Raw genomic sequence first — 22,293 nt, forward strand, 5'->3', positions numbered from 1 at the left:
TAGTTTTCTATGCAGCTTATATTCTATATAAAAGTGGTAAGAGCGATCGCGAGATCGCTCTTATTTGTTACATCTAGATTAAGCTACAGAGGTATCAGTTGAGAGCAAACCGACTCCTAGTAAAGGATCAGCAGCAGTCAAAGGATACAACCGATTAGTAACTTCAAAGCCTGTTCCAGGGAAGTCTGTAAACAAGCCGTCAAGTCCGAGGCTAAAGAATTGCTCGTATTCCAACTCTGGATTACCTTGATAATCGGGAGCTAAGAAGAAGTCTTCATTGCGGAAAGTATAAGCGTGAACAAGTAATCCTGCTGCATGGGCGTCATCGATTAATGATGTTGGAGGTTGTAATCTTCCTTCCTCATTAACCGGAACAATCAATCGCTTAGAAGGACCAATACCATCTGCATAAGTAGCAATATTTGTCAACTCATCAGGAGTCGTTAAATCGAGATAAGTACGCGGATCGCCACTTACAGTGAAGTCATAGGGTTGTCCACTACCTCCAAGTAACTGAATTAGAGGAAGATTTGTTAATTCATCAAGTTGTTTGAGATTGGCTGTTTCAAAGGATTGAATGAATACAGGATCGTCGCGATCGCTATAGCCATTTGCATCAAGAATCTCTACTAAAGGTTCTTCCAGCGATAGTCCAATGCTATCGAAGTAAGTGGGATGCTTTGTTTCAGGATAGATACCAATTGTGCGACCAACTTCAGCACTTTTGTGTTGGGCTAAGTCAATGATTTCTTCTAGTGTTGCTATCTCATATAAACCATCATACTCAGTGCTACGGAGTTCGGGTAAAGGTTCAATGGCGCGGAGAGTTTTAAGTTCTGCAAGGGTAAAGTCTTCAGTAAACCAACCTGTGACTTCGACTCCATCAATAACTTTAGTTGTCTGGCGATCTGCAAATTCTGGACGATCTGCAACATCAGTTGTATTAGAAATGTCGTTTTCATGACGCGCTACTAATACACCATCTTTGGTAATGACGAGATCGGGTTCGATGTAATCCGCACCTTGATCGATGGCTAACTCGTAAGCTGCTAAAGTGTGTTCTGGACGTAAACCACTCGCGCCTCTGTGACCGATAATGAGGGGACGGGGTGCAGTACTCACAAAATCGGAAATTGAAATTGTACCTGCATCAACTCCTTCAAGAATAGCTAATTCTGTGCCATCCTTCAGGCTGATTGTTGTGTTACTTCCGGTTTGGGCGATTGCTAAATCAGCAAAAGCTAAACCTGCACCTAAACCAATAACATCAACATCTGATTGAAAATCACGAATGGTATTTGGTGATGTGGGAGTCTCTCCTGCAGCAATCCAAAATTGATCTTTACCATCGCCACCTGTGAGAATATTATCACCAGTGCCTGCAAATAGCACATCGTCACCGTCACCACCAAACAGGCGATCGCCTCCGGCGCTACCAGCAAATAAAGTATCGTTACCTGCACCACCGTAAAGTCGATTACCGCCACGTCCTTGAGAAGCATCGAGGATATCATTCCCCTGATCGCCAAACAAGCGATCGTTGATACCTGCTAGTAGTTCATCGTTACCACTGTTGCCATATAAACGATTACTACCCTGACCTGCGGTAGCATCTAGAGTATCATCACCTGCACCACCGAATAAAGTATCATTGCGCGTCGCAAACAACTCATCGTCGCCAGGAGTACCAAAGCGCAAGTTACTACCAATAATCGAACTAATACCAACACGCGGATCGAGATTTAAGGGTTGATCTAACTTCAACAAAATGATCTCATTGTGATCTGATTCGGTATCTGAACGTCCACCTGTTGCAGGGTAATTATTATCATTAGCAACAAGAATTGTATTTTCATCGATGACTAAGACATTTTCGATAGTGACAAAGGGAAAGGTAAACGTTGTGCTAGAGTCAGCATTGAGATCTTGAGGATCGCGAATATTTAAAAGATCGCCAATTTCTTGTTTTGCGACATAACCATTTGCATCTTGCTGCGATAAATCAACTTTGTAGATCTTTTTGAATTGTGCTTCATCTCCACTCAAATTATCGCGCTCGATCACTAAGTATTCGTTTTCGTTAATAACTGCAAAATCCCCAATTGCATAGTCAGGATTTTCTTTGCGGTAATAGCCTTTGATTCCAGTAAATTCTTTCGATGCTAAATCAAATTCGTAAATTCGCAACGCATCTTCTGGATCTCCTGTTACAGTACCTTCAAGTAAAGCATACAGCTTTGTTTTATCAGGAGTCATTGCTAAGCCTTCATAGCCTCTAGAACGACTGAGGTTTTCAGTAGCATCACCAGTTAACACATCAGGATTATCAGGCGATCGCACAAAATCACCAGAATCAAAATCGGGTGTAGGAATTGGTGCATCTAGGAGTTTACCTGTTTGGTCAAAATGCAATAAATACGGTCCAAACTCCTCACCTACCCAAAGCGTCCCATCAGCAGCAACAACGAAAGATTCGATATCAAAATCAAAACCTGTTAACAGGCGGGCATTTGTGCCTTCGTTTTTGATCGGAAATGGTATTTTATTATCAGGATCGGCAAGTTGAATAAAGTTGAGAACATCTACACTACCATCTTTATTTTCTGCACCTCTAAAACTCGGATCGAGGCGGTAAATACGTAGGAGATAGTCTTGACTATTTAACTTATTACCAAAGCCATTATCTGAAAGAAACCAAAAAGAATTCTCATCAGCAAATTGAACTGCACTAAAACCTTGAACAGGTTGTCCAGGAAATGGTGGTTCGGGCTTTAGAGAACCATCGCTATTGTATTGACCTGATGGTGGTCCTTCTGCAAAGGTATCTGCGGGTAATTTAGCAAAACCTTGGAGTTGCAGCATCGTTCGACTCCCCTCCTAAAAAAATGGAATTTAGTCAGGACAATGTTTAACTAGTAAAACTTGTCCCAATTATGCGCACAGCAAAGCTGGACTAAACCTAATGCAGTTCTATAAACAATCCACATCGAAAGATATCTAGTTACTTTCAATTTCAGGAGATGGGATCTAAGAACTACGGTAGTCCTAATTATTTAATTCAGCTTTCACTTAACAAAACTAAAATGAAAGTATACCTGCGATCGCCTTTGGCGCTGCGCCGTGCGTAATCGCGGCACTAACAATATCTCACTCTATTGTTAAGAACTGACTAACTTTGCATTAATAGACTGCCATAATTTAGTTAATGAGCGCTTAGTGAATTTCTCATCACTAGCCACTAGCTACTATCCACCAGTCACTAAAGTAATCACCGTGACTTCTGGAGGACAAAAAAAGCGTCCAGGAAGATATGTTCCTAAACCGCGATTGACATATAACTGATTTTGACCGACACGATGATAGCCTTGCGCCCATTCCCAATGTTTGACAACTTTGGCGCATTCCTTTTGCATAAACGGAACCCAACGCCGCATTTCTTTAGGAAGGCTACGCCGAAAGTCTTTGTAAATAGATATAGCAGGTCCCATGCCAGGAATGGTAAACTGACCGCCATGCGTATGACCAGATAGTTGCAAATCTACGCGCCATTTTTTCAAAATTTGGGCAGTATCGGGATTGTGTGACAAAACAATGCGGGGTATATTGTTATCCAGTTGACGCATGACAGGTTTGACTTTAAATTCTTTTGACCAGTAATCTGCAAGTCCGACAATCGGTAATCTTGCACCAAAAGGATAAGCAATTTGATTCCAGAGAACATCAATGTCGATGCTAGTTAGTGCTTTAGTAATTTCAGCTTGCGATTCAGGATAATAAATATCGTGGTTTCCAAGGACTGCACAAATACCATGACGGCTTTGCAGGTGTTTGAGTCGCAGGACAAGTTGATGAATTGGGGTAGGATCGTCGGTGACATAATCGCCAGTAAGAACAATGAGATCTGGTTCAGCTTCATTGCTGGCGGCGATCGCTTGCGCTAACATTTCTTCGGACAGTCGCAAGCCATCATAATGCAGATCGGAAAGTTGGACTAGCTTTGTCCCTTGTAAGGATGGAGGAAGATCTGCGATCGCAACTGTTAATTTCTCTACACTCAAAGATCCAGATAACAGCCAGTGCATATAGCTTGAGTTCACTCCTCAATTAGCAGCGCTTTTAGCTTATACCGTTTTTCTTTGAGGTTGCTACTAGGGGAAAGCAGAGGAAGCAGGGGGGTAACGAAAGAAGTAAGTTATTGTAGCCAAAATTCTTGTGACAATATTGCCTCAACATCGCGGCTAAAGTCCCAATGTTCAGGGAAGGGAACTTTGGCATATTCAAGCTTGACTTGTGTTAAAGCATACTGCCAACAGTCATCAAAAATTTCTGTCAAATATTTTTTGAGGCTAGGAGATTGTTCTAACTGAAGTTGTAGCTGTCTGCGTTGTTCTTTGATTGTTAATTCCCAACCACGATTATCATAGGCAGAATCAATATAGATGCGCTTGAGTAGATGAGATAAGAGGACTTCCAATCGGTGGATTAGTTCTCGCTTCTCACGTTTTCCCAAAGCTATAATTTCCTCGATCAAGTTTTCCCAATCTAAATTATCTACATCATGTCTCCTGAGTTTGGTGACAGTATCCTCTAGCCATAAATTGAAATCTCGATCGTATAGTTTTGACTCAGTGTTTTTTTGCATCACATCGCTTTTCCTTTGCTATCAGTGCGTACGAGAAGTTTGACCTTAAGAACCGATAGTTTATCCTAGCGATCGCAGCAAGCGAAACAATTTTTCTAATATTTTTTGTAGCACGTGATTTTTTTCGTATTTCTCTTGCGTTCGGGCAAAAGCTGCTTTACTGACAACTTCTGCAAGTGTTGGGTAAATATGAATCCCCCCCAAGGCAGAAATTTTAAGTTTATGCGACATTGCTAAGATAATTTCATGAATTAATTCGCCTGCGGATGCACCTACTATATGTGCGCCAAGAATTTCACCGTTACGTTTAGTAATAATTTTGGCAAAACCTTGAGTTGCAGCTTCAGCTTGAGCGCGATCTACTTCCGCGTACTCTTGTTTAATCACGTCGATATGATCGCCATAGCTTTGTCGGGCTTCGGCTTCGGTTAAACCAACGCGGGCTAATTCAGGATCGGTAAATGTCGCCCAGGGAATAACGCGATAATCAACTTTAAGAATTGGTAGAAATAGAGCATTTCTGATAATAACGTTTGCTTCGTGGCTAGCAACGTGAGTAAATTGATAACCACCAATCACATCACCACAAGCGTAAATTCGCGGGTTTGTTGTTTGCAGTCTGGCGTTGACGCGAATTCCTTTTTTATTGCCTTGCTGATCGTAACCTGCGGCTTCTTTTTGATGCAGTTCAACTCCTGCGGCTTCTAAATTTAAGGATTCGACATTTGGGTTGCGTCCAGTTGCAATTAAGATTTGATCGACGGCTATTTTTTCATTTCCAGCAATTAAGTACTTTTGATCGTTGATAACTTCGACACGTTCTGCTCGTGTTTTTGTCAGTACGCGGATTCCTTCAGAAATCAATTGCTGTTGTACAACGGCGGCGGCTTCAGGATCTTCTTTGGGTAAAAGGCGATCGCTGCTACCAATAATTGTCACTTTGGAACCTAATCGTGCAAAAGCTTGCCCTAATTCACAGCCAATGGGTCCACCACCAATAATACCTAAAGTATCGGGGCGTTCGGTAATTTCAAAAACTTCTTCGTTTGTAATAAAACCTGCTGCTTGTAATCCAGGAATGTTAGGAACCGCAGGGCGCGAACCTGTTGCAATCACAAATGCTCTTGCTCTTAAACGACGATTATTAACGATAAAGGTGTTTTTATCAACAAATTCACCACTACCGAAAATCACTTCAGCACCCAAAGCTTCAAATCGTTGAGGTGAATCATGCGGTTCAATTGCGGCGATCGCACTTTGTACGTGTCCAATTGCTTTAGCAAAATCAATTTTGTTATCGTTACAATGAATCCCAAAACGCGACGCGTGTTTGACTTCGTAGGCGATGCGCGATGCATGAATCAAAGATTTACTCGGAACGCAACCATTCCATAAACAATCACCGCCCAAGCGATCGCGTTCTACCAAAGCAACTTTAGCTTTAAGTGCAGCAGCGACTCCCGCAACAACTAACCCACCAGAACCGCCACCAATCACAACCAGATCGTATTCTACTGCCATAATATTTATCTACGTACTTTTAATCAATAATCATCTCCGGTGGAGTAGCTAGACTATTGTTGAGTTACTAGTTACTAGCCACTAATCACTAGGCACTAATCACTTTAAGAAGTTCGGGTAGATCGCCTTGCAACCCTGGTTCAAATTCAATTGTACCAATCGAGGCAGTACTCCCTACATTAAATACGTGCGCCATTCCAGTTTTAATTCCAGACTTTCGCACAATCGAGTTAACCTGATCGGTAATATCATGCATATCACCGTGTGTTTGAGTCGATAAAGTAATGTGGTGTTGATAAATCATGCTTAATTGACAAAACTACTAAAAATTCCATTCTGGCGCAATCCTATGCCTATACACTTACCAATTACCAATTACCAATTACCCGTTACCAAGTACCAATGATCCTAGACACAGCCAAATCTTATTTACCGACAGAAGTTGCACCGTTAGCTAACGAAATCGACACTAACCCAGATGTATTACTCAAAGCCCTCAAAGGATTGGGTAATTTGGGTTTACTTGCATTACGAGTACCGCAACAATGGGGTGGATACGGTGTCAGTGATCCAACTTTTGCAAAGTTTCAAGAATTGGTGGCTAGGTATTCTGGTGCGTTAGCTTTTTTACAAACACAACATCAAAGTGCTGCGGGGATGTTGGTACAAAGTAATAATACTGCATTACAACAAGCATATCTTCCGCACATGGGTAATGGAGACGTTTTACTTGGTGTGGGCTTTTCGCACATTCGACGGTTAGGAGATCCAACAACTGTAGCGATACCTGTAGTAGGAGGATATCAAATTGATGGATTTGTGCCTTGGGTAACTGGTTGGAACTTGTTTGCTGAATTTATTGTTGCTGCAACTTTACCAGATGGTGGTGCTGTTTTTGGCATTGTACCTTTTATAGAGACGCAACAAGCAACTGGAGGTGCGATCGCTTTTAGCACTTTAATGCAACTCGCCTCAATGAGATCGACAAGTACAGTCAGCGCAACTTTGACTCGCTTCTTTTTACCAAGCGATCGCGTCGTTTTTATCAAACCTGCGGGATGGATTCATAACAACGATATCAAAAATATTCTGCGAGCAACTCCATTAGCAATAGGATGTGCAATGGCAGGATTAGATATTATACAAGCAGCAGCGCAAGCAAAATCTTTGGCTTGTATTGATGAAGCTTTTACCGCGTTAGATCGAGAATTGAGAGAATGTCGAGAGGCAATTACTCAAGCATACTACTCTACATTTACACAAAAAGTACAACTTCGAGCCTGGGCTATTGATTTAGCAGTACGCACTGCACACGCAGCGGTAACAGTTTCGAGTGGTAGTGCAAATGATAGCGATCGTCCAGCACAAAGAGTCTATCGCGAAGCCCTAGTATATACGGTTTCGGGGCAAACTCCTGCAATTATGGCAGCAACTTTAAAGCAATTAACTTCACCACAGCGATATCACCCAAAAAATCAAAATATCACCTATTCGCAAATCATTCATCTCAGTCACATTATTCATCCTGATATTCCTCAATGGCTAGGCGATCCACCTGTAGAATTTGAAACTGTTGCTGAGTTAAATCAAGATGATTATTACCTCCGGCGTTTCTCTTTAGGCGAACATACTGCAACTCATATCAACGCCCCTAAAAGTTTTTATGCTGATGGAGTAGGAATCGATCAATATCCTGCCAATTCATTGGTTGTACCTGCTGTAGTTTTAAATATCCAACCACAGGCAACAAACCCTGACTACACGCTGAGTGCTGCTGATATTTTAGCTTGGGAGCAACAATACGGTGAAATTACCCCTGGATGCGTGGTGTTACTGTACACAGGTTGGCACAACAAATGGTGGGATAAAGCCGCCTTTCTCAATGCAGACATGGCTGGCGATCTTCATTTTCCAGGTTTTAGCAAGGATGCAACGCAATTTCTGCTACAACGACACATTGCTGGTGTGGGAATTGATACGCATGGTGTTGATTCTGGACAAGATACCATGTTTACTACTAATCGTTTAGTACTAGAAAAACCAAGAATTGTCTTAGAAAATTTAACGAATCTCGATCAATTACCTATCCGTGGAACTACGTTAGCGATCGGCATTTTACGCTTACAAAACGGTTCAGGTTCACCTGCTGCTGTGATGGCATTTGTTCCATAACTGTGAGTATTTTTTTAGCTTCGTACTTTCTTCATCAAGTTTCATCGATTCTTCATTGTTGCTTCCGTATATTCACTATAGTTGTGGTGTTAGTATAGCTTTTAAATAGAAATCAAGCTTCATCTTTGAAGTCATTTATCCCTAAATACACTGAACTAGATATTTTTAAAATTAACTATGACTGCAACAACATTAGAATACAATTTTGCTCATGATTTCACTCATTTTGAGCAACACGTCGCTAAAATATTTCATAAGCACGGTTGGACTGTTGAAACTCCTAAACCGAATCAACCAGGATACGATTTAGTTGTTAAAAAAAATCATTGTGTCGCGGCTGTGCAAGTAAAATGGCTAAAAAATAATGTAACATCAACACAGTTAACAAGGTTTGCTGATTATCTAGATTCTCCTGAAGGTCAAAAGTTTAATGCTGGTATTTTTCTCACGACAAAAGGTTTTGGTGGTCCAGCGCGTGCTTTAATTAAATCTTGGGGTGATACTAAAATTCGTTGCGGTGTTGCAACCGAAAATGGTTTTAATTTTATTAATGGGGATGTTGAAGTAACGCCACCACCTGAACCACCCAAGCCTGGCAAAATTTATTTTGGTGTGTTTACTTGCAAAGGCGGTGTAGGTAAAACAACAGTTGCAGCACATTTAGCAGGTGCATTTGCTTTGCAAGGGTTCAATGTTGCATTAGTAGATCTAGATCCGGAAAAAAATTTACAAAAACTTGTCGGTGATGGTGTTTATGTTCCTAATTCTAGAGGAATGGGAGCGACAATTGAAGTATTTGATGGTGAAGATTGGGATGAAGATGCTGCGCGTGATGCCAAAATTGTGATTTTTGATTGTTCGCCTGCAATGGAAAGAAATTCCCCAGAATTAGTAGCAAAATTTGATTATTGCCTGATTCCCACAACTTTAAATCCATTAGGAATCAACAAGCATGGTAAAGTTATTCAAGAAACTGTAAAACACATTCGTAGGATCAATAATACTGCACATTTATTTGTCTTAGTTAATAACTTTAAAGATCCTGGAAATAGACGTTTACAGATTTTGAAAAGAGCTTATGCCGATATTTATCGAGAAACAAGTAAAATAGACAATAAATTTCACTGCATTGATCCTGAGCAAGTTTGTATTCGGGCTAGCGATTTACTTTATTACTGGGGTATTCATATTCTTGAAAATCCAGAACATCCCCGCAGTGAATTAGCATTTAACTTAATTGGTGGAAGATGCTATCCACGTGAAGATTTTATTAACTTAGCAGATTATATCGAGCAGGAAGCTGGAATAGGAATTTTGAGAGAATAATACTATCTTCGGTTGAGTGGCTAGTGACTAGTTGCTTTACATTGTGGGTAGTTAACTAGACTTGATCCAAGAAATGCGATCGCACCCAACCTTCATCAGGTAATATAAATGTACTAACGAGTAAATCTTAGCTAGGGAGAGTTTTACCATGTCGTCTACTGAAGAAAAGACAATCTCCCAAGATGTAGGGTGGGATTGGGAACCACCAATGCCACCTACTGACTTGATATTCGATGATGGTGAACCCTTGGAAAGCAATCGCCACCGTATTGCCATGAATGTCTTGATTCGATCGCTAGAACAAGCTTGGTCGGAGCGTAACGACTTTTTTGCAGGCGGTAATATGTTTATTTACTATAGCAGCACTCAAGCGCGTAATCGCGACTTCCGTGGACCAGACTTTTTTGCTGCTTTAGATGTGGATGGTACAAAATCGCGTCAAGGCTGGGTAGTTTGGGAAGAAGACGGGCGATATCCAGATGTAATAGTAGAGTTAATGTCGCCTTCGACTGCAGAAGTTGATCAGGTAACAAAGAAAGAAATTTACGAACGCACATTTAGAACGCCAAATTATTTTGTCTACGATCCTTTTACTCCGAGTTCGCTACAAGGATGGCAATTAGATGCTAGCCATCGCTATCAGCCAATAGAAGCAAATGAACAAGGATGGTTGTGGTGTGAAGCGTTGGGCTTTTGGCTGGGAACCTGGGAAGGAACAATAGATAGAGAAACTGCACCTTGGTTGCGTTTTTTTGATAGTTCTGGCAATTTAGTCTTGTTACCAGAGGAAGCAGCACAAGCAAAAGCACAACAAGCGACTCAACAAGCTGAACAAGAACGCCAAAAGGCTGAGCGTTTGGCAGCACAATTAAGAGCATTGGGAGTAGAACCCGAAGTGTAATTAGTGATTAGGCGATCGCTCCCAATTGACTTACCATAATTATTAACGTGAGTACTCCTAAAGTCAGCATTAATCCTGCTGGCATAAATTTACGTGTTTTTGCAAATCTAATTGTAAATACGATTACTAAAATAGCTGTAACAATCAGTGCTAAAGTAAATCCCCAAGCTTGTCCTTGTAAGTAAAGAACTGCACCAGCAAAGAGAAGTAACCCACTAATAATTCCTGAGATTAAAGATGCAGTACTGCGAGCTTGAGTGTAACCAATAATACCCCCAATGAGAGCAATAATTCCGTAAGCGATCGCTGCAATAATAGCCGTATTCATTGCTTATTCTAAATTTATCTTTAACTGTCGGCAGACAATTTACCATAACTGAGGTAGATTGCTGAATTTATTTATGGATACCCACATCAGTAACTCAATTCAAACTCTCAGGTGTCAAGCAGCATCGTTGCTACTATACCAATCTGTGCTAAATAATGAAGTTGGTCAAGCTTTTTTACAATTATTACAAACACTGAGTCATAGTGTAGATCAAATCAGTTGTCTTCAAGCTTATGGCAATTACTTCAAAGCTTTAGCTGCAAGTAACCAAAGTTGGCAAGATTTTCTCATTACGCAAATTCTTCTTGACGATAACCCATTCTCACAACAAGTTCAGAAAACAGAAGCCCTACCACTAGCCCTTTTAGCCGCAGCAAAACACGATTTACAAGCATTGCAGAGTCTTTATCAATGCAGTAGCAATACTTTGAGTCAGTGGGTACAAGTTGCAACAGAATTACAAACACCACCGACTGTATGGGATAATCAGGTAAAAGAAACTGACAAAATTCCTTTTCACCTAACAGAAAATTGGGAAAGTCTCGTAGCCGATTTAGTAGCTTATTATCGTAAATTTGGCACAGGTTTATTTATAAATCGTGCTTTACGTTGGCAAGCGGGGCGATTTGTTGTAATTTCACATCCAGATACAATTCAACTAAATCAACTTGTAGGTTATGAACTGCAAAAAGAGACTTTACTAAAAAATACTGAATTTCTCCTCTCAGGATATTCTGCACTTCACGTATTACTTTATGGTACTCGTGGTTCGGGAAAATCTTCTTTGGTAAAAGCCTTATTGAATGAATATCAAGCTCGCAATCTACGTCTAATTGAAGTTGCTAAATCTGATTTAAAAGATTTACCACAAATTGTTGAGAAATTGCGCAATGTTCCCCAGAAATTCATTATCTTTGTGGACGATCTTTCGTTTGAAGAAGATGATGATGCTTTTAAAGCTTTAAAAGTTGTCTTAGAAGGTAACTTAACAGCGCGATCGCAAAACGTTGTAGTGTATGCTACGTCTAATCGTCGTCACTTGATTCGAGAATTTTTTGATGATAGACCACAGGTGCGAGATCGTGAGGAGGTTCACGCCTGGGATACAATGCAGGAAAAACTATCGTTTAGCGATCGCTTCGGCTTAACTTTGACTTTTGAACCCGCAGATCAGAAAACATATTTGAGTATTATTCGTCATCTTGCTGCACAAGCTGAAATTACCATTAGTCAAGAAGATTTGGAATATCGTGCTTTGCAATGGGCGACACGGCATAATGGACGATCGGGACGTACCGCAAGACAGTTTGTTGATTTTCTTAAAGCTGAGCTAGATCTATTTTCGGGATGATGCTGTTAATCTGGATTCAGTTTAAGTAACCATCAATCTCAAGATAAGCGATCGCGCTATGGTTAGTAATCGAATTATATTAGGTGCAGTTGCCTTTGGTGTCAGCTTTGGTATCAGCTTCCTTTCCAATAGAAACGCAAATCGGGCGTTACTGACAGGTTTAATCTCTCTACCTGCTACCTACGCAGCAGCGATTGTTGTAGACAAACGACACAAACAACATGAGTTACTCGTTTTATCTTCTCAGCGCCAGCGAATTCAAGAACTAGAAGCCCAAGAGATTAACTTGAATCAAATTCTCTCTAATGGAAGTTTTAAAAAACAAGAATTAGAAAATAGTATTAGTTACTTACAGTCGCAGTGTAATCAGCTACGCAATCAATTTGAAACACGGCGTAGCTATCAAGATGATTTACACCACGAACTTCAAAGCTTGAAGGAACAAAAAGAAAATTTAGCAGAACAACTAAATAAATTACACGCTAATATCAGCGAACTTGAACAACATAAATTAATTATTTCTAATGAAAAAGAAGCATTAGAAAAAGATTCTGATGTTTTACAATCAGAGTTGACAAAACTACATAGCGACTTCACAAAAAAAATATTTTCTAAAGAAGCTATAGAACAAGAAATTTTAAACTTACACCAGCAACAATCAGCTTTGTTATCTAAAATAGATGGTTTGAAAAATCAAGTCAGTGTTTTAGAACAATGCATCGAAAAAAATAAAGTATTTCAGCAACAAGTAGCGCAGCAACAGGCTGAAAAAGTAGCACTGAGCAGTGAAATCCAGAGTTATCAAGAACAGAAGCAACAAATAGAGCTTAAGACTGACATCTTAAAAAATCAAGTTGAACAATTAGAGCAACAGAAAAATGATATTCAGCGTAACATAAATTATTTGAGAGCAGAGAAAGAACAGCAACAAGCCGAGTTACTGTCTTTACAAGCAGAACGAAATCAACTACAAAGCCAAATTTTAGAATTCCATCAACAGATAGAAGCTTTAATTGCAGAACCATTAAGCGATGATATTCCACAAGAAAATACAGAATTTCCCTTTTCAGAATTAATTGATAGTTTGGATATAGAAACAGAAATTGATCCTTCCGAAAAGCTGAATACCGAGTGAATTTTAGAGAATAGCTTTTTGCCTATCAGTTTTTAATAATCACTTCATCTGTGCAAAATGCTCTAATAGTAAACGGTGAATGAAAATATAGCCGCCACCAACTTTTTGCAAAAAGATTAAATCAGTGGCGTAATCAAGAAATTGAGCGTAGTTCCAAGGAATCAAATTTTTGCGGTATAAGACAAAGCGTAAGCTAAAATGACGTATGCAAGCTTGACCACCACCCAAAATTAGCCCGAAAAGTAGACCAAAAGCTACTCCAGCACCTCCAGCAACGATCGCATTACGCGCTTCCAGTGACCAAAAAGCAGGTTCAAACAGTATTCCCCCAATTAATCCACCTGCTAAACCAACAATTCCTGCATTGGCAATAGATCGCCAAATACCCTGATTTGGGATTGTTTTTGTCTCAATTTCCCAGCCCCGTAACCCGCCAGCTACGCCAAAAATCATTCCCATAACTAGCGTAGTCGTTAGGATAACAATGAGCGACCATTGCATTTCACTCGTAGTTAGTAGCAAAATGACCTGAGCAATGAACTCGAAACCAATGCCATAAACTAATCCATAAAAAAGTCCTTTGATAAAGCTTTTAAAAGCTGCTTGCCATGACCATTTCAGCGTCTCTACAGTGTAGATTGTGTTTCTTCCTAAACTGATAAATAACCCTACTGTTAACCCTAATAGTAGCCATCCAATGACAATTTCGATGCGCCATTGAAATAATCCACCAATCACTCCTCCAATCAACCAACAAACTACTCCGCCAAGTAAGATAACTCCCAAGCGATACGTCATTTTGTCAACTGTTGTTTGTAACCAACTCGGTTGAAGTTGCTCAATAAAAAAGACTGTTTTAGACTGTTGAGACATTTGTTGTGCTAACCAAACTAACCAGCGTATTGCTACAGATTTTGAGTAGTGAAGCTTTGGTTGACGGTGCTGAAACATGCGGTCAATGTAAGAATTGAATAGTTGGGTAGTGTCAGCTTGAGGTAATGTGGCAATCTTAACTCCTTGATAAGCGACAGTCATGATATTGAGCATTAAAGGCGATCGCGTCAGTTCTTGCAGTGCTCGATCTTCTCTAATTAAAGTTCTTAAATTAGTTAACTCAAAACCTGTACTATCTAGATACAGATGAACTTGTTCTAAAGTCAATAACCTTAAGCAAATGGCACTTTGAAAACTGAGTTTATTTGACAAACTTTCGTAATCTTTAATTCGACTTGTCACTACCATTTCGCTACTTTCTTCTTGTTGAAACACATTAAGTGCAGCCACACAAGCATCACGAATCTCTGCGCGGACTTCATCTAAGCCATCTAGGAGTAACAGTAATTGCTGTTCTTTTACCCAAATTTGCCCAATCTGTAGAGGGACTTGATATTTAGTATTAAGTTCTTCAACAAGCCAATCGGTAATTTTTTGTTTTTGATCAATCCATGAACAAAGGTTAAAAACAACAGGGATGCGGTCATCAATTCCTTGCTCAGCACGCAGTACTAAGTCGCGGACAAGTTCGAGTAAAGCTGTTGTTTTGCCACCGCCAGGTTCGCCTAAAATGAGTAATGTTCGTCCTGCACCAAGTTGATCGAATAGTGAAATAATTCTTGTACCAGCAGGAATCGGTTTTTCTGGTTGCTCGGTTGTCTCAAGCGTCATGTTCCAAGGTTGAGCCACAGTATCAAGTCGTTCATCTAGCCCTAAAGCGATCGGTGCTCGATTTTGCAGTGAGTTTTCTAAAACACCTTTTACCCAATATTGATGAACTTTGTTGAGTAAAGCTTGGCGATTGCGATATTGCTGGGGTGTCATGCGTCGCAACCGCAGTTCAATAGCTTTTTGTTCTTCTTCAGCTTGACGACTGGTGTTGATATATTCTTGGTGTAAATTTGTTGGTTGAGGGTTTTTATCCTTATTTTGCGCTAGCCATTGTTCTGCTTCTGCTAATACTTGTCCGCCATTTAACAGAAAACTGCGATCGCATTCGTGTCTTTGCCAATTAAGAGCACTAACAAGTAAACTTGTATGAGCCTTAACATGAGCTATATCGGTATCAAGTGCAGCAATAAGTGTATTAAAAGCACTTGCAAAATCATCAGCAAACGGAATAAACTGAATTTCTCTTAGCGCTTCGTGGACAGTTCTAGAGGAAGTATAGCGATAAAGAATCGGTATGAGTCGTTTATGCAACTGCACAGCAAGTTCTATTTCCTCGCGACAAGCGTTGGAAGTCACAGAATCAGGACTAATAATAAAAACGAAATTATCAGCTTTTTCAATTCCTTCGCGGATCTCTTCACGCCACTTTGCTGTGAGTGGAATATTATCTTGATCTAGCCAAGGTTTCTTGTTGTGCTGTTTAAAAGCTTCCCAGAGTTGATGCACAAATTCCCCATCCTTACGCGAATAGGAAATAAATACATCGTAGTCATCCCGCGCTTGGACTGAACTCGAATCAACCGGATCACCGATACTCATACAGTCCTCCAGATGGCGATCGCAAACTGCTAGCGAGATTCTGGAAAATAGTATATTGGCTAGTTGCGTTTATCTTACAGCATTTTTTCGAGGAATTGCTTAGCGCGATCGCTTTTGGGATGATTAAAGAACTCTTTTGGTGTTGCGTCTTCTGCTAAACGCCCTTCATCTAAAAATAAAATTCGGTGGGCAACTTCTCTTGCAAAACCCATTTCATGCGTCACAATTGCCATTGTAATTCCTGTTTGTGTCAAGTCTTTCATCACTTCCAACACTTCTTTCACCATTTCCGGATCGAGTGCAGATGTTGGTTCATCAAACAGCATGACTTGCGGTTTCATCGCTAAAGATCGGGCGATCGCTACCCGTTGTTTTTGTCCTCCTGATAGTTTAGCAGGATAAACATCAGCTTTTTCAGCTAACCCCACTTTCGTTAATAAATCCATTGCTTCTTGTCGCGCCACACTTTTATCAACGTGCTTAACTTTTATCGGCGCATACGCCACATTATCTAACACCGTCATATGCGGAAACAAATGAAAGTGTTGAAACACCATTCCCACATTTTGACGAATCTTCATGATGTCGCATTTACGCGACGTAATATCAATGCCATCAATATAAATCTTGCCCGATGTTGGCGTTTCTAGTAAATTCATGCAGCGCAAGAAAGTTGATTTTCCTGAACCTGAAGGACCAATAATTGCAACAACTTCGCCTTTACTGACTTTGGTAGAAATCCCTTGTAAAACTTTGAGATTACCAAAAGATTTGTGCAAATTTTCAACATCAACCGCAACATCAACTGCTACGTTGTAATCTTCTTTCAAGTGCATATCCACCCCAAGTTAAACTCATAACCATTAAGTAGTAAATCAAACCAGCAACTATCAGCGGTTCAAAGTAAATATACCTTTCTGCACCGACAATTTGAGCGCGGCGTAACAAATCTGCTACACCAATTGTAGATACTAAAGCTGAATCTTTGAGTAATGCGATACTTTCATTCACCAATGCTGGCAAAATATTTTTAATTGCCTGGGGTAAGATAATATCTAACATCATTGGTCGGTAAGGCACACCCAAAGAAAGTGCAGCTTCGCGCTGTCCCTTATCAACTGCCAAAATACCACCACGAATTGTTTCAGAAATATATGCACCAGAATTTAGTGTAAATGTAATTACCCCAGCTAATAATGCAGGTATGTTGTAACCCGTGATTTGTGGTGTGGCGTAATAAACCAAGGCAATTTGTAACAGTAACGGCGTACCACGAAAGATTGAAGTATAAGCTGTTGCAAACCAGACTAACGGTTTAAATGTGGAGATTTTAAACAGTGATAGAATTGTTCCCCAGATAAAACCAAAAAATGCAGATAAAGCGGTAAATTGCAGAGTAACTAAAATGCCGCGCAAAATAAATGGAATACTTGGGGCAATTTGGGCAAAAGAAAAACCATCATTTGCAGTTGCATTTGTTTCAGGTTCACCACCAAACCATTTATTGATTAACCTATCAATTTCTCCACTACTTTGCATTTGTTGTAAAACGCCATTGAAATCAGCAACTAATGGCGATCCTCTTGGAAATGCGATCGCAGAACCACCTTCGCCTGCTTCAATCGTATTAAATTCTAAATCGGGGTTATTGGCAACAAAACCTGTAGCGATCGTATCTTCAATAATTGCTGCATCAACGCGTCTTGATTTAACTTCTTGAATAATCTCACCAGTACGATTGAGCGGGACAATAGTAACATCTTTAAATTCTTTTGCCGCAGTTTCTTGAATTGAACCAAGTTGAACGCCGACTCTTTTTCCTGCTAAATCTTCAGGTTGCTGAAAGTTGCTACCTTTGAGTGCAACAATTGTATTTTTTGCTTCGTAGTAAATATCAGAAAAATCTACGTTTTGGCGGCGTTCCTCTGTTGGTGTCATTCCCGCCATTGCGAAGTCTGCACGTTGCGATTGTAGGGCAGGTATTATACCACTAAAATCTGTATCTTGAATTTTTAATTCAAATCCTAATTCTTGAGCAATATAATTGGCAATATCTATATCAAAACCAATAATTTCATTTCCCTGTGCTGTATCTCTAAATTCGTAGGGTGGGTAATCTGCTGATGTCACCATTACCAAACTACGCCCAGCATATTGTGATTGAGCGGCAATTTTGTTATTTATGCCATCACTGACGACGATAATTAAGGTAACGATTGCTGCAAGTGAAATCGTAAATAATAGCCTAAGTTTTTTCATTGTAAGTAGTTTACTAACGCAGCAATTTATCTGCTAATTCGTAGATGCCATTAATAGATACCTAAAAAGTTATAGAATTATAAGTCAGCAAATTGTATTTTTATTAACAATTTTTCATTTAAATAAATCGCTTAATGATGCGAAGGAGTAAATTAAGGATCAAGATACTCATGAGCATGAGTAGTAATTCACATTGGACGCGCCGTCAAGCACTATCGTTATTTACAGGATTTGCAGGGAGTTTGGCATTACATGCTTGTACTCAGCAACCATCAGGATCGCTTTTTAATACGTCGTCAACTGCTACAGAATCGGTTCTAGCGACATCAGGAAGTACCCTGTGGATTGGATATACGCCTTTGTATATTGCTTTAGAGAAAGGCTTTTTTCAGGAAAACGGTTTAAACCTTGATTTTAGAGATTTTAGTTCAGCCACCGATGCTATGGCGGCTTTTGGTGCAGGGCGTCTTGATAGTCAAGCGCTGGTGACATCCGAAGCTGTATCGTTAGCTGCTAAGGGAGTAGACTATCGCATCATTATGGCAGCGGACAACTCTTTAGGTGGTGATGGTATTCTGGCACGTAACAGTATTACCAGTATTAATGACTTTAAAGGCAAAGAAGTTGCTGTTGAAGTTGGTGGAGTCAGTCATTTCTTCTTGCTACAAGTTTTGAAGGAAGCTGGTTTAAGTGGTGATGATGTCAGACTTACTAACGTCACACCTGATGCAGCAGCAGCGGCGTATCAAGCAGGAAGAACCGAGATTGCGGTGACTTATTCGCCGTTTTTACAAAAAGCAGATCAAGCACAGCAAGACGGCAGAATTATTTACGATACTTCTCAAATGCCAACAGCAATTGTGGATGTCTACCTGTTTAGCAATCAGTTCATTGAAGCTAACCCCAACGCTGTGACAGGATTTATTCAAGGAATTTTGCAGGCGCGAGAATTTATGGAAACAGATCGCGATGAAGCGCTAGCGATCGCTGGTAAACGTTTGCAGTTGACACCCCAAGAAGTAGAAGAACAACTCAAAGGTGTCAGATTAATCGATTTACCAACGAATTTAGAAATGCTGGGCAATCCTCAAAGTGATATATATTTACTCAATCATATGAATGACTTGTCCCAATTTCTTGTATCGCAAAAACAGATTCCTCAAGCCCCAAATTTAACTAATACGCTAGAACCTAAATTTCTGAAGGAAGTACAAACATAATAGTCATTAGTCACTTGGCTTTTACTAACTGCAAAGCTGCCATAAAATCAGTGTGGAAAATGCGTGCACCTGTTTGCAAATATTCCATTGCATTTAAAGCTGCCCAATGGGCATCCCAATCAGAACCAGCACAGCAATCTTCAATAACGTGAAAATGATAATCGCGTTGATGTGCATCGGCTGCAGTGTAATGAACACAAACATTTGTCATCATTCCCATCAACACAACAGTATCTACTTTCAACCCACGAAGGAGAATTTCTAATTCTGTACCGAAAAAGCAACTATAACGTCGTTTAGAAATTGCAAACTCACCATCAATTGGTGCTAATTCCCAGTAATATTTCGTACTAGCCCAAGTTTCTAAACAATGTACAGGTTCAGCACCATCTAATTCTCTACCAAAGTCTACCATCTCTTTACGATGTACTTCTTGGAAGTGAATAATTGGTATTTTGGTTTCCCGCGCTGCTGCTAGAATTTTTTTGGCTTTAGGAAGAACTTCACTAGTGCCAACATGATGTAAGTTTCCTTCACCTGTGAAGACTCCTGCTTGCATATCGACGCAAATTAATGCGGTTTTTGATAAGTTTAATTGCACCATAGTTATTTTAAGTAAAATGAGCTACCCTAGCCCTAGGGAAAAAATAACCTAGTTACGAGTTTGATCTACCCACGGTGTTAAAGCTTTGGAGAGTAATTTTAAGCTGTAATCAATTAATAAACCAATCACACCAATAATGGCGATCGCAAACAAAACCTTATCTGTTTGTAAAAAGCGTTGTGATTGCACAATGCGATATCCCAAACCATTTTGCGAAGCGATCAGTTCAGCAATTACTAAATAATTCCAAGCACCAGAAATATTAATGCGCAGTGTATCTAATATACTCGGAAATACCGCAGGAATAATGACACTAAATAAAACTTCTCTGCGGTTAGAACCCAAAGTATAAGCCACATTTAACATTTCATTAGGAATAAACTTAACAGTATCAGCAATCATCATCGCATTGTAAAGAACAACACCCAGAAAAATAATTAAAATCTTTGCAGCTTCACCCAATCCAACCCAAATAATAATTAATGGGACAAAGGCAACAACAGGCATATAGCGAACCGTACCAACAATAGGACTAAATAAACTTTCCATGCTGTAGAAAGTTCCCATCAAAATTCCTATAGGTACGCCTACTAGTGCGGCAATCAAAAAACCACCAGCAACGCGCAAACTACTGGCAATAATATCCACATGTAAATTTTCTTCAGTAAACATTCGCACCCCTGCATCAATCACCGCAGTAGGTGTTGGTAAAAACACAGGAGTTGTTAATCCACTGTAGCTAACAAATGCCCAAATAACGAGTGGTAAAGCTAAAGCGATCGCTGACAGCAAAAGCCGTAACCACTGAGGAAACCCTTGACGCAAACTCCAAAATGTAGAAGGAGGAAGATATCTTTTCTGAGGTTGAGAAAATACTTGTGTCATAACGGAATTATGACTTTTTATCAAAGACTCATTGTATCTTAGACAACAGTTTATCGATTTCCGATTCGATTAAATAACAAAAAGATGTCTATTGACCAGCCATTGCTCATAAAAATGTAATGATTCAAAGCTCACGGAAAAATCTTAAAACACAAAGTTTACAAATTAATAATCGTTATCAAGAATACCCTAAGCTAGAAGTTTGTAACTTAAATAAAAGCTTTACAACTCAACGTAAACAATTAGTAGTTTTACAAAATATTAATTTTCAGTTATACCCTAGTGAGTTTGTGTGTGTTGTGGGTGCTTCCGGCTGTGGTAAATCGACATTAATTAATATCATTGCAGGATTGCTACCACCAACATCAGGAGAAGTAAAAGTTGATGGCGAAGTTGTCCTTGGTCCAGGACCCGATCGCGGTATGGTATTTCAAAACTATACTTTATATCCTTGGTTAACTGTTGCCGGAAATATTAGTTTTGGTTCGCGACTGCGATCGCTTTCTGCCAAACAACGCAAAGAACGTATTGCTTACTTTTTAGAAGTTGTCGGATTAACTCAGTTTGCCAAAGCTTACCCTAAACAACTATCAGGGGGAATGAAACAAAGAGTTGCGATAGCCCGTGCTTTAGCAAATGAACCTGATGTATTATTAATGGATGAACCTTTTGGGGCTTTAGATGCTCAAACAAAAGAGCAAATGCAACAGTTTTTACTGAATTTGTGGCAACAAACTCAGACAACAATTTGGATGATTACTCACGATGTAGAAGAGGCTGTCTTTTTATCGCAGCGCGTTTTTGTGATGAGTTCTAATCCAGGAGAAATTAAGCAAGAAATTGCGATAGATTTACCACAAGATCGCGATGTTGAAATTAAATTAACGCCCGAATTTACAGCCATTAAGCGCAAAGTTATGCATTGTTTACGAGATTGTTAAATTCCCATACTTTTGACATAAGTAATCGCAAGTGGTGTTAACCGTTGTTCTAATTCTGTCACGATCGCGCGATCGCTTTCACTCCACTCTCTAGGTTGACCAAAAATACACGGCTGTAAAATTCCCCACATCAAATTATCTTGACACAGATGCGCGTGAATCAAAGCACGATGTCCGAAATGTTTGCGTTCAAAAGCTAAGTTAACAACTTCAGGATTTGCCGTTTCTACATCTTCTACATAAACCGAAGGCTTAGCTTGTAATGCTGCTGAAAATAAGGGATCTTCTGCGGCTAATGATTCTGGTTCTTGACTCCACTCAGAATCAATCACATCAGGAATTTCCGTACTACGTCGCCAACAATAAGCGACTTTCCCCTTTTGATTATGAGGATTGCGCAGATATAAAAAGCAGCGATCTGTTTGCAATACATCACACAATGCGGGTAATAATGCCTTAAAAATGGCATCAGGTTCGCTATGAGTCGCAAAAATGTCTTCTAAAACTTCAGGTAACTGCATTAA

General features: G+C 39.8%; 18 protein-coding genes and 2 pseudogenes. 7 read left to right on the forward strand and 13 right to left on the reverse strand.

Annotated features, from left to right (window positions below):
- Positions 1-78: 78 nt before the first annotated feature.
- The 6 genes and pseudogenes from CSQ79_RS28920 to CSQ79_RS15935 all read right to left on the reverse strand — a co-directional run.
- Positions 79-1,140 carry a glycerophosphodiester phosphodiesterase gene (locus tag CSQ79_RS28920; RefSeq protein WP_502693935.1) on the reverse strand — a complete coding sequence of 354 codons (1,062 nt, stop codon included), beginning with the start codon at positions 1,138-1,140 and terminating at the stop codon, positions 79-81.
- Positions 1,141-1,347: 207 nt separating this feature from the next.
- Positions 1,348-2,862, reverse strand: a pseudogene (locus CSQ79_RS28925) (esterase-like activity of phytase family protein); the annotation flags it as partial.
- Positions 2,863-3,245: 383 nt separating this feature from the next.
- Complete coding sequence (locus CSQ79_RS15920) at positions 3,246-4,082, reverse strand: metallophosphoesterase (protein WP_099702149.1); 837 nt, start codon at positions 4,080-4,082, stop codon at positions 3,246-3,248.
- A gap of 110 nt (positions 4,083-4,192) precedes the next feature.
- Positions 4,193-4,642 (reverse strand): DUF29 domain-containing protein, encoded by a 450-nt coding sequence (locus CSQ79_RS15925; RefSeq protein WP_099702150.1) that lies wholly within the window; start codon positions 4,640-4,642, stop codon positions 4,193-4,195.
- Positions 4,643-4,702: 60 nt separating this feature from the next.
- A complete protein-coding gene (locus CSQ79_RS15930; protein WP_099702151.1) occupies positions 4,703-6,163 on the reverse strand; it encodes a dihydrolipoyl dehydrogenase family protein in 1,461 nt (486 codons plus the stop codon).
- A gap of 106 nt (positions 6,164-6,269) precedes the next feature.
- Positions 6,270-6,467, reverse strand: a pseudogene (locus tag CSQ79_RS15935) (YjbQ family protein); the annotation flags it as partial.
- A 98-nt stretch (positions 6,468-6,565) separates the two neighbouring features.
- Here CSQ79_RS15935 and CSQ79_RS15940 point away from each other — a divergent pair.
- The 3 genes from CSQ79_RS15940 (at position 6,566) to CSQ79_RS15950 (ending at position 10,562) form a co-directional block, all read left to right on the forward strand.
- Entirely contained in the window at positions 6,566-8,335 is a 1,770-nt protein-coding gene (locus CSQ79_RS15940; protein ID WP_099702152.1) for a cyclase family protein, read from the forward strand.
- A gap of 177 nt (positions 8,336-8,512) precedes the next feature.
- Positions 8,513-9,661, forward strand: coding sequence for a nucleotide-binding protein (locus CSQ79_RS15945; protein WP_099702153.1), 1,149 nt, complete (start codon positions 8,513-8,515; stop codon positions 9,659-9,661).
- 148 nt (positions 9,662-9,809) lie between these two features.
- Entirely contained in the window at positions 9,810-10,562 is a 753-nt protein-coding gene (locus CSQ79_RS15950; protein WP_099702154.1) for a Uma2 family endonuclease, read from the forward strand.
- Between the two features lie 7 nt (positions 10,563-10,569).
- Here CSQ79_RS15950 and CSQ79_RS15955 read toward each other — a convergent pair whose 3' ends face one another.
- A complete protein-coding gene (locus tag CSQ79_RS15955) occupies positions 10,570-10,890 on the reverse strand; it encodes a TMEM14 family protein (protein ID WP_099702155.1) in 321 nt (106 codons plus the stop codon).
- 73 nt (positions 10,891-10,963) lie between these two features.
- On the opposite strand from CSQ79_RS15955, the gene CSQ79_RS15960 reads away from it, so the two are divergent.
- Together CSQ79_RS15960 and CSQ79_RS15965 are read left to right on the forward strand one after the other, a co-directional pair.
- Positions 10,964-12,241 carry an ATP-binding protein gene (locus tag CSQ79_RS15960; protein ID WP_099702156.1) on the forward strand — a complete coding sequence of 426 codons (1,278 nt, stop codon included), beginning with the start codon at positions 10,964-10,966 and terminating at the stop codon, positions 12,239-12,241.
- A gap of 58 nt (positions 12,242-12,299) precedes the next feature.
- Positions 12,300-13,376: a coiled-coil domain-containing protein gene (locus CSQ79_RS15965; protein ID WP_099702157.1), complete on the forward strand. Its 1,077-nt coding sequence runs from the start codon at positions 12,300-12,302 to the stop codon at positions 13,374-13,376.
- A 39-nt stretch (positions 13,377-13,415) separates the two neighbouring features.
- Here CSQ79_RS15965 and CSQ79_RS15970 read toward each other — a convergent pair whose 3' ends face one another.
- From CSQ79_RS15970 to CSQ79_RS15980, 3 genes are all read right to left on the reverse strand, one after another.
- Entirely contained in the window at positions 13,416-15,860 is a 2,445-nt protein-coding gene (locus CSQ79_RS15970) for a TIR domain-containing protein (protein ID WP_099702158.1), read from the reverse strand.
- 74 nt (positions 15,861-15,934) lie between these two features.
- Entirely contained in the window at positions 15,935-16,696 is a 762-nt protein-coding gene (locus CSQ79_RS15975; protein WP_099702159.1) for an amino acid ABC transporter ATP-binding protein, read from the reverse strand.
- A complete protein-coding gene (locus CSQ79_RS15980) occupies positions 16,662-18,119 on the reverse strand; it encodes an ABC transporter substrate-binding protein/permease (RefSeq protein ID WP_099702160.1) in 1,458 nt (485 codons plus the stop codon). Before CSQ79_RS15980 ends, CSQ79_RS15975 begins: the two co-directional genes overlap by 35 nt.
- 176 nt (positions 18,120-18,295) lie before the next feature.
- Between CSQ79_RS15980 and CSQ79_RS15985 the strand changes: the two genes are divergently transcribed.
- Positions 18,296-19,339 (forward strand): ABC transporter substrate-binding protein, encoded by a 1,044-nt coding sequence (locus tag CSQ79_RS15985; RefSeq protein WP_289501197.1) that lies wholly within the window; start codon positions 18,296-18,298, stop codon positions 19,337-19,339.
- Between the two features lie 10 nt (positions 19,340-19,349).
- On the opposite strand, the gene CSQ79_RS15990 is transcribed toward CSQ79_RS15985, so the two are convergent.
- On the reverse strand, positions 19,350-19,943 hold the full coding sequence (locus CSQ79_RS15990) for a cysteine hydrolase family protein (RefSeq protein WP_099702162.1): 594 nt from the start codon (positions 19,941-19,943) through the stop codon (positions 19,350-19,352).
- A gap of 48 nt (positions 19,944-19,991) precedes the next feature.
- On the reverse strand, positions 19,992-20,828 hold the full coding sequence (locus CSQ79_RS15995; RefSeq protein WP_099702163.1) for an ABC transporter permease: 837 nt from the start codon (positions 20,826-20,828) through the stop codon (positions 19,992-19,994).
- Positions 20,829-20,947: 119 nt separating this feature from the next.
- Here CSQ79_RS15995 and CSQ79_RS16000 point away from each other — a divergent pair, with 119 nt between their 5' ends.
- Positions 20,948-21,769, forward strand: coding sequence for an ABC transporter ATP-binding protein (locus CSQ79_RS16000; protein ID WP_099702164.1), 822 nt, complete (start codon positions 20,948-20,950; stop codon positions 21,767-21,769).
- On the opposite strand, the gene CSQ79_RS16005 is transcribed toward CSQ79_RS16000, so the two are convergent.
- The gene (locus tag CSQ79_RS16005; RefSeq protein WP_099702165.1) at positions 21,766-22,290 is read right to left on the reverse strand and encodes a GAF domain-containing protein; all 525 of its coding nucleotides are present in this window, start codon (positions 22,288-22,290) and stop codon (positions 21,766-21,768) included. The genes CSQ79_RS16000 and CSQ79_RS16005 overlap by 4 nt on opposite strands.
- Positions 22,291-22,293: the final 3 nt, after the last annotated feature.

The sequence above is a fragment of the Gloeocapsopsis sp. IPPAS B-1203 genome (assembly GCF_002749975.1).
In the GTDB taxonomy this organism is placed as follows: domain Bacteria; phylum Cyanobacteriota; class Cyanobacteriia; order Cyanobacteriales; family Chroococcidiopsidaceae; genus Gloeocapsopsis.

Bases quoted from the DNA above. Each gene is read 5' to 3' on its own strand.
- CSQ79_RS15925 (WP_099702150.1), bottom strand. From the start codon at position 4,642: ATGCAAAAAAACACTGAGTCAAAACTATACGATCGAGATTTCAATTTA.
- CSQ79_RS15960 (WP_099702156.1), top strand. From the start codon at position 10,964: ATGGATACCCACATCAGTAACTCAATTCAAACTCTCAGGTGTCAAGCA.
- CSQ79_RS15995 (WP_099702163.1), bottom strand. From the start codon at position 20,828: ATGACACAAGTATTTTCTCAACCTCAGAAAAGATATCTTCCTCCTTCT.
- CSQ79_RS15950 (WP_099702154.1), top strand. From the start codon at position 9,810: ATGTCGTCTACTGAAGAAAAGACAATCTCCCAAGATGTAGGGTGGGAT.
- CSQ79_RS15955 (WP_099702155.1), bottom strand. From the start codon at position 10,890: ATGAATACGGCTATTATTGCAGCGATCGCTTACGGAATTATTGCTCTC.
- CSQ79_RS15945 (WP_099702153.1), top strand. From the start codon at position 8,513: ATGACTGCAACAACATTAGAATACAATTTTGCTCATGATTTCACTCAT.
- CSQ79_RS15975 (WP_099702159.1), bottom strand. From the start codon at position 16,696: ATGCACTTGAAAGAAGATTACAACGTAGCAGTTGATGTTGCGGTTGAT.
- CSQ79_RS15970 (WP_099702158.1), bottom strand. From the start codon at position 15,860: ATGAGTATCGGTGATCCGGTTGATTCGAGTTCAGTCCAAGCGCGGGAT.
- CSQ79_RS15920 (WP_099702149.1), bottom strand. From the start codon at position 4,082: ATGCACTGGCTGTTATCTGGATCTTTGAGTGTAGAGAAATTAACAGTT.
- CSQ79_RS15940 (WP_099702152.1), top strand. From the start codon at position 6,566: ATGATCCTAGACACAGCCAAATCTTATTTACCGACAGAAGTTGCACCG.
- CSQ79_RS15985 (WP_289501197.1), top strand. From the start codon at position 18,296: ATGAGTAGTAATTCACATTGGACGCGCCGTCAAGCACTATCGTTATTT.
- CSQ79_RS15965 (WP_099702157.1), top strand. From the start codon at position 12,300: ATGGTTAGTAATCGAATTATATTAGGTGCAGTTGCCTTTGGTGTCAGC.
- CSQ79_RS15980 (WP_099702160.1), bottom strand. From the start codon at position 18,119: ATGAAAAAACTTAGGCTATTATTTACGATTTCACTTGCAGCAATCGTT.
- CSQ79_RS16000 (WP_099702164.1), top strand. From the start codon at position 20,948: ATGATTCAAAGCTCACGGAAAAATCTTAAAACACAAAGTTTACAAATT.
- CSQ79_RS15990 (WP_099702162.1), bottom strand. From the start codon at position 19,943: ATGGTGCAATTAAACTTATCAAAAACCGCATTAATTTGCGTCGATATG.
- CSQ79_RS15930 (WP_099702151.1), bottom strand. From the start codon at position 6,163: ATGGCAGTAGAATACGATCTGGTTGTGATTGGTGGCGGTTCTGGTGGG.
- CSQ79_RS16005 (WP_099702165.1), bottom strand. From the start codon at position 22,290: ATGCAGTTACCTGAAGTTTTAGAAGACATTTTTGCGACTCATAGCGAA.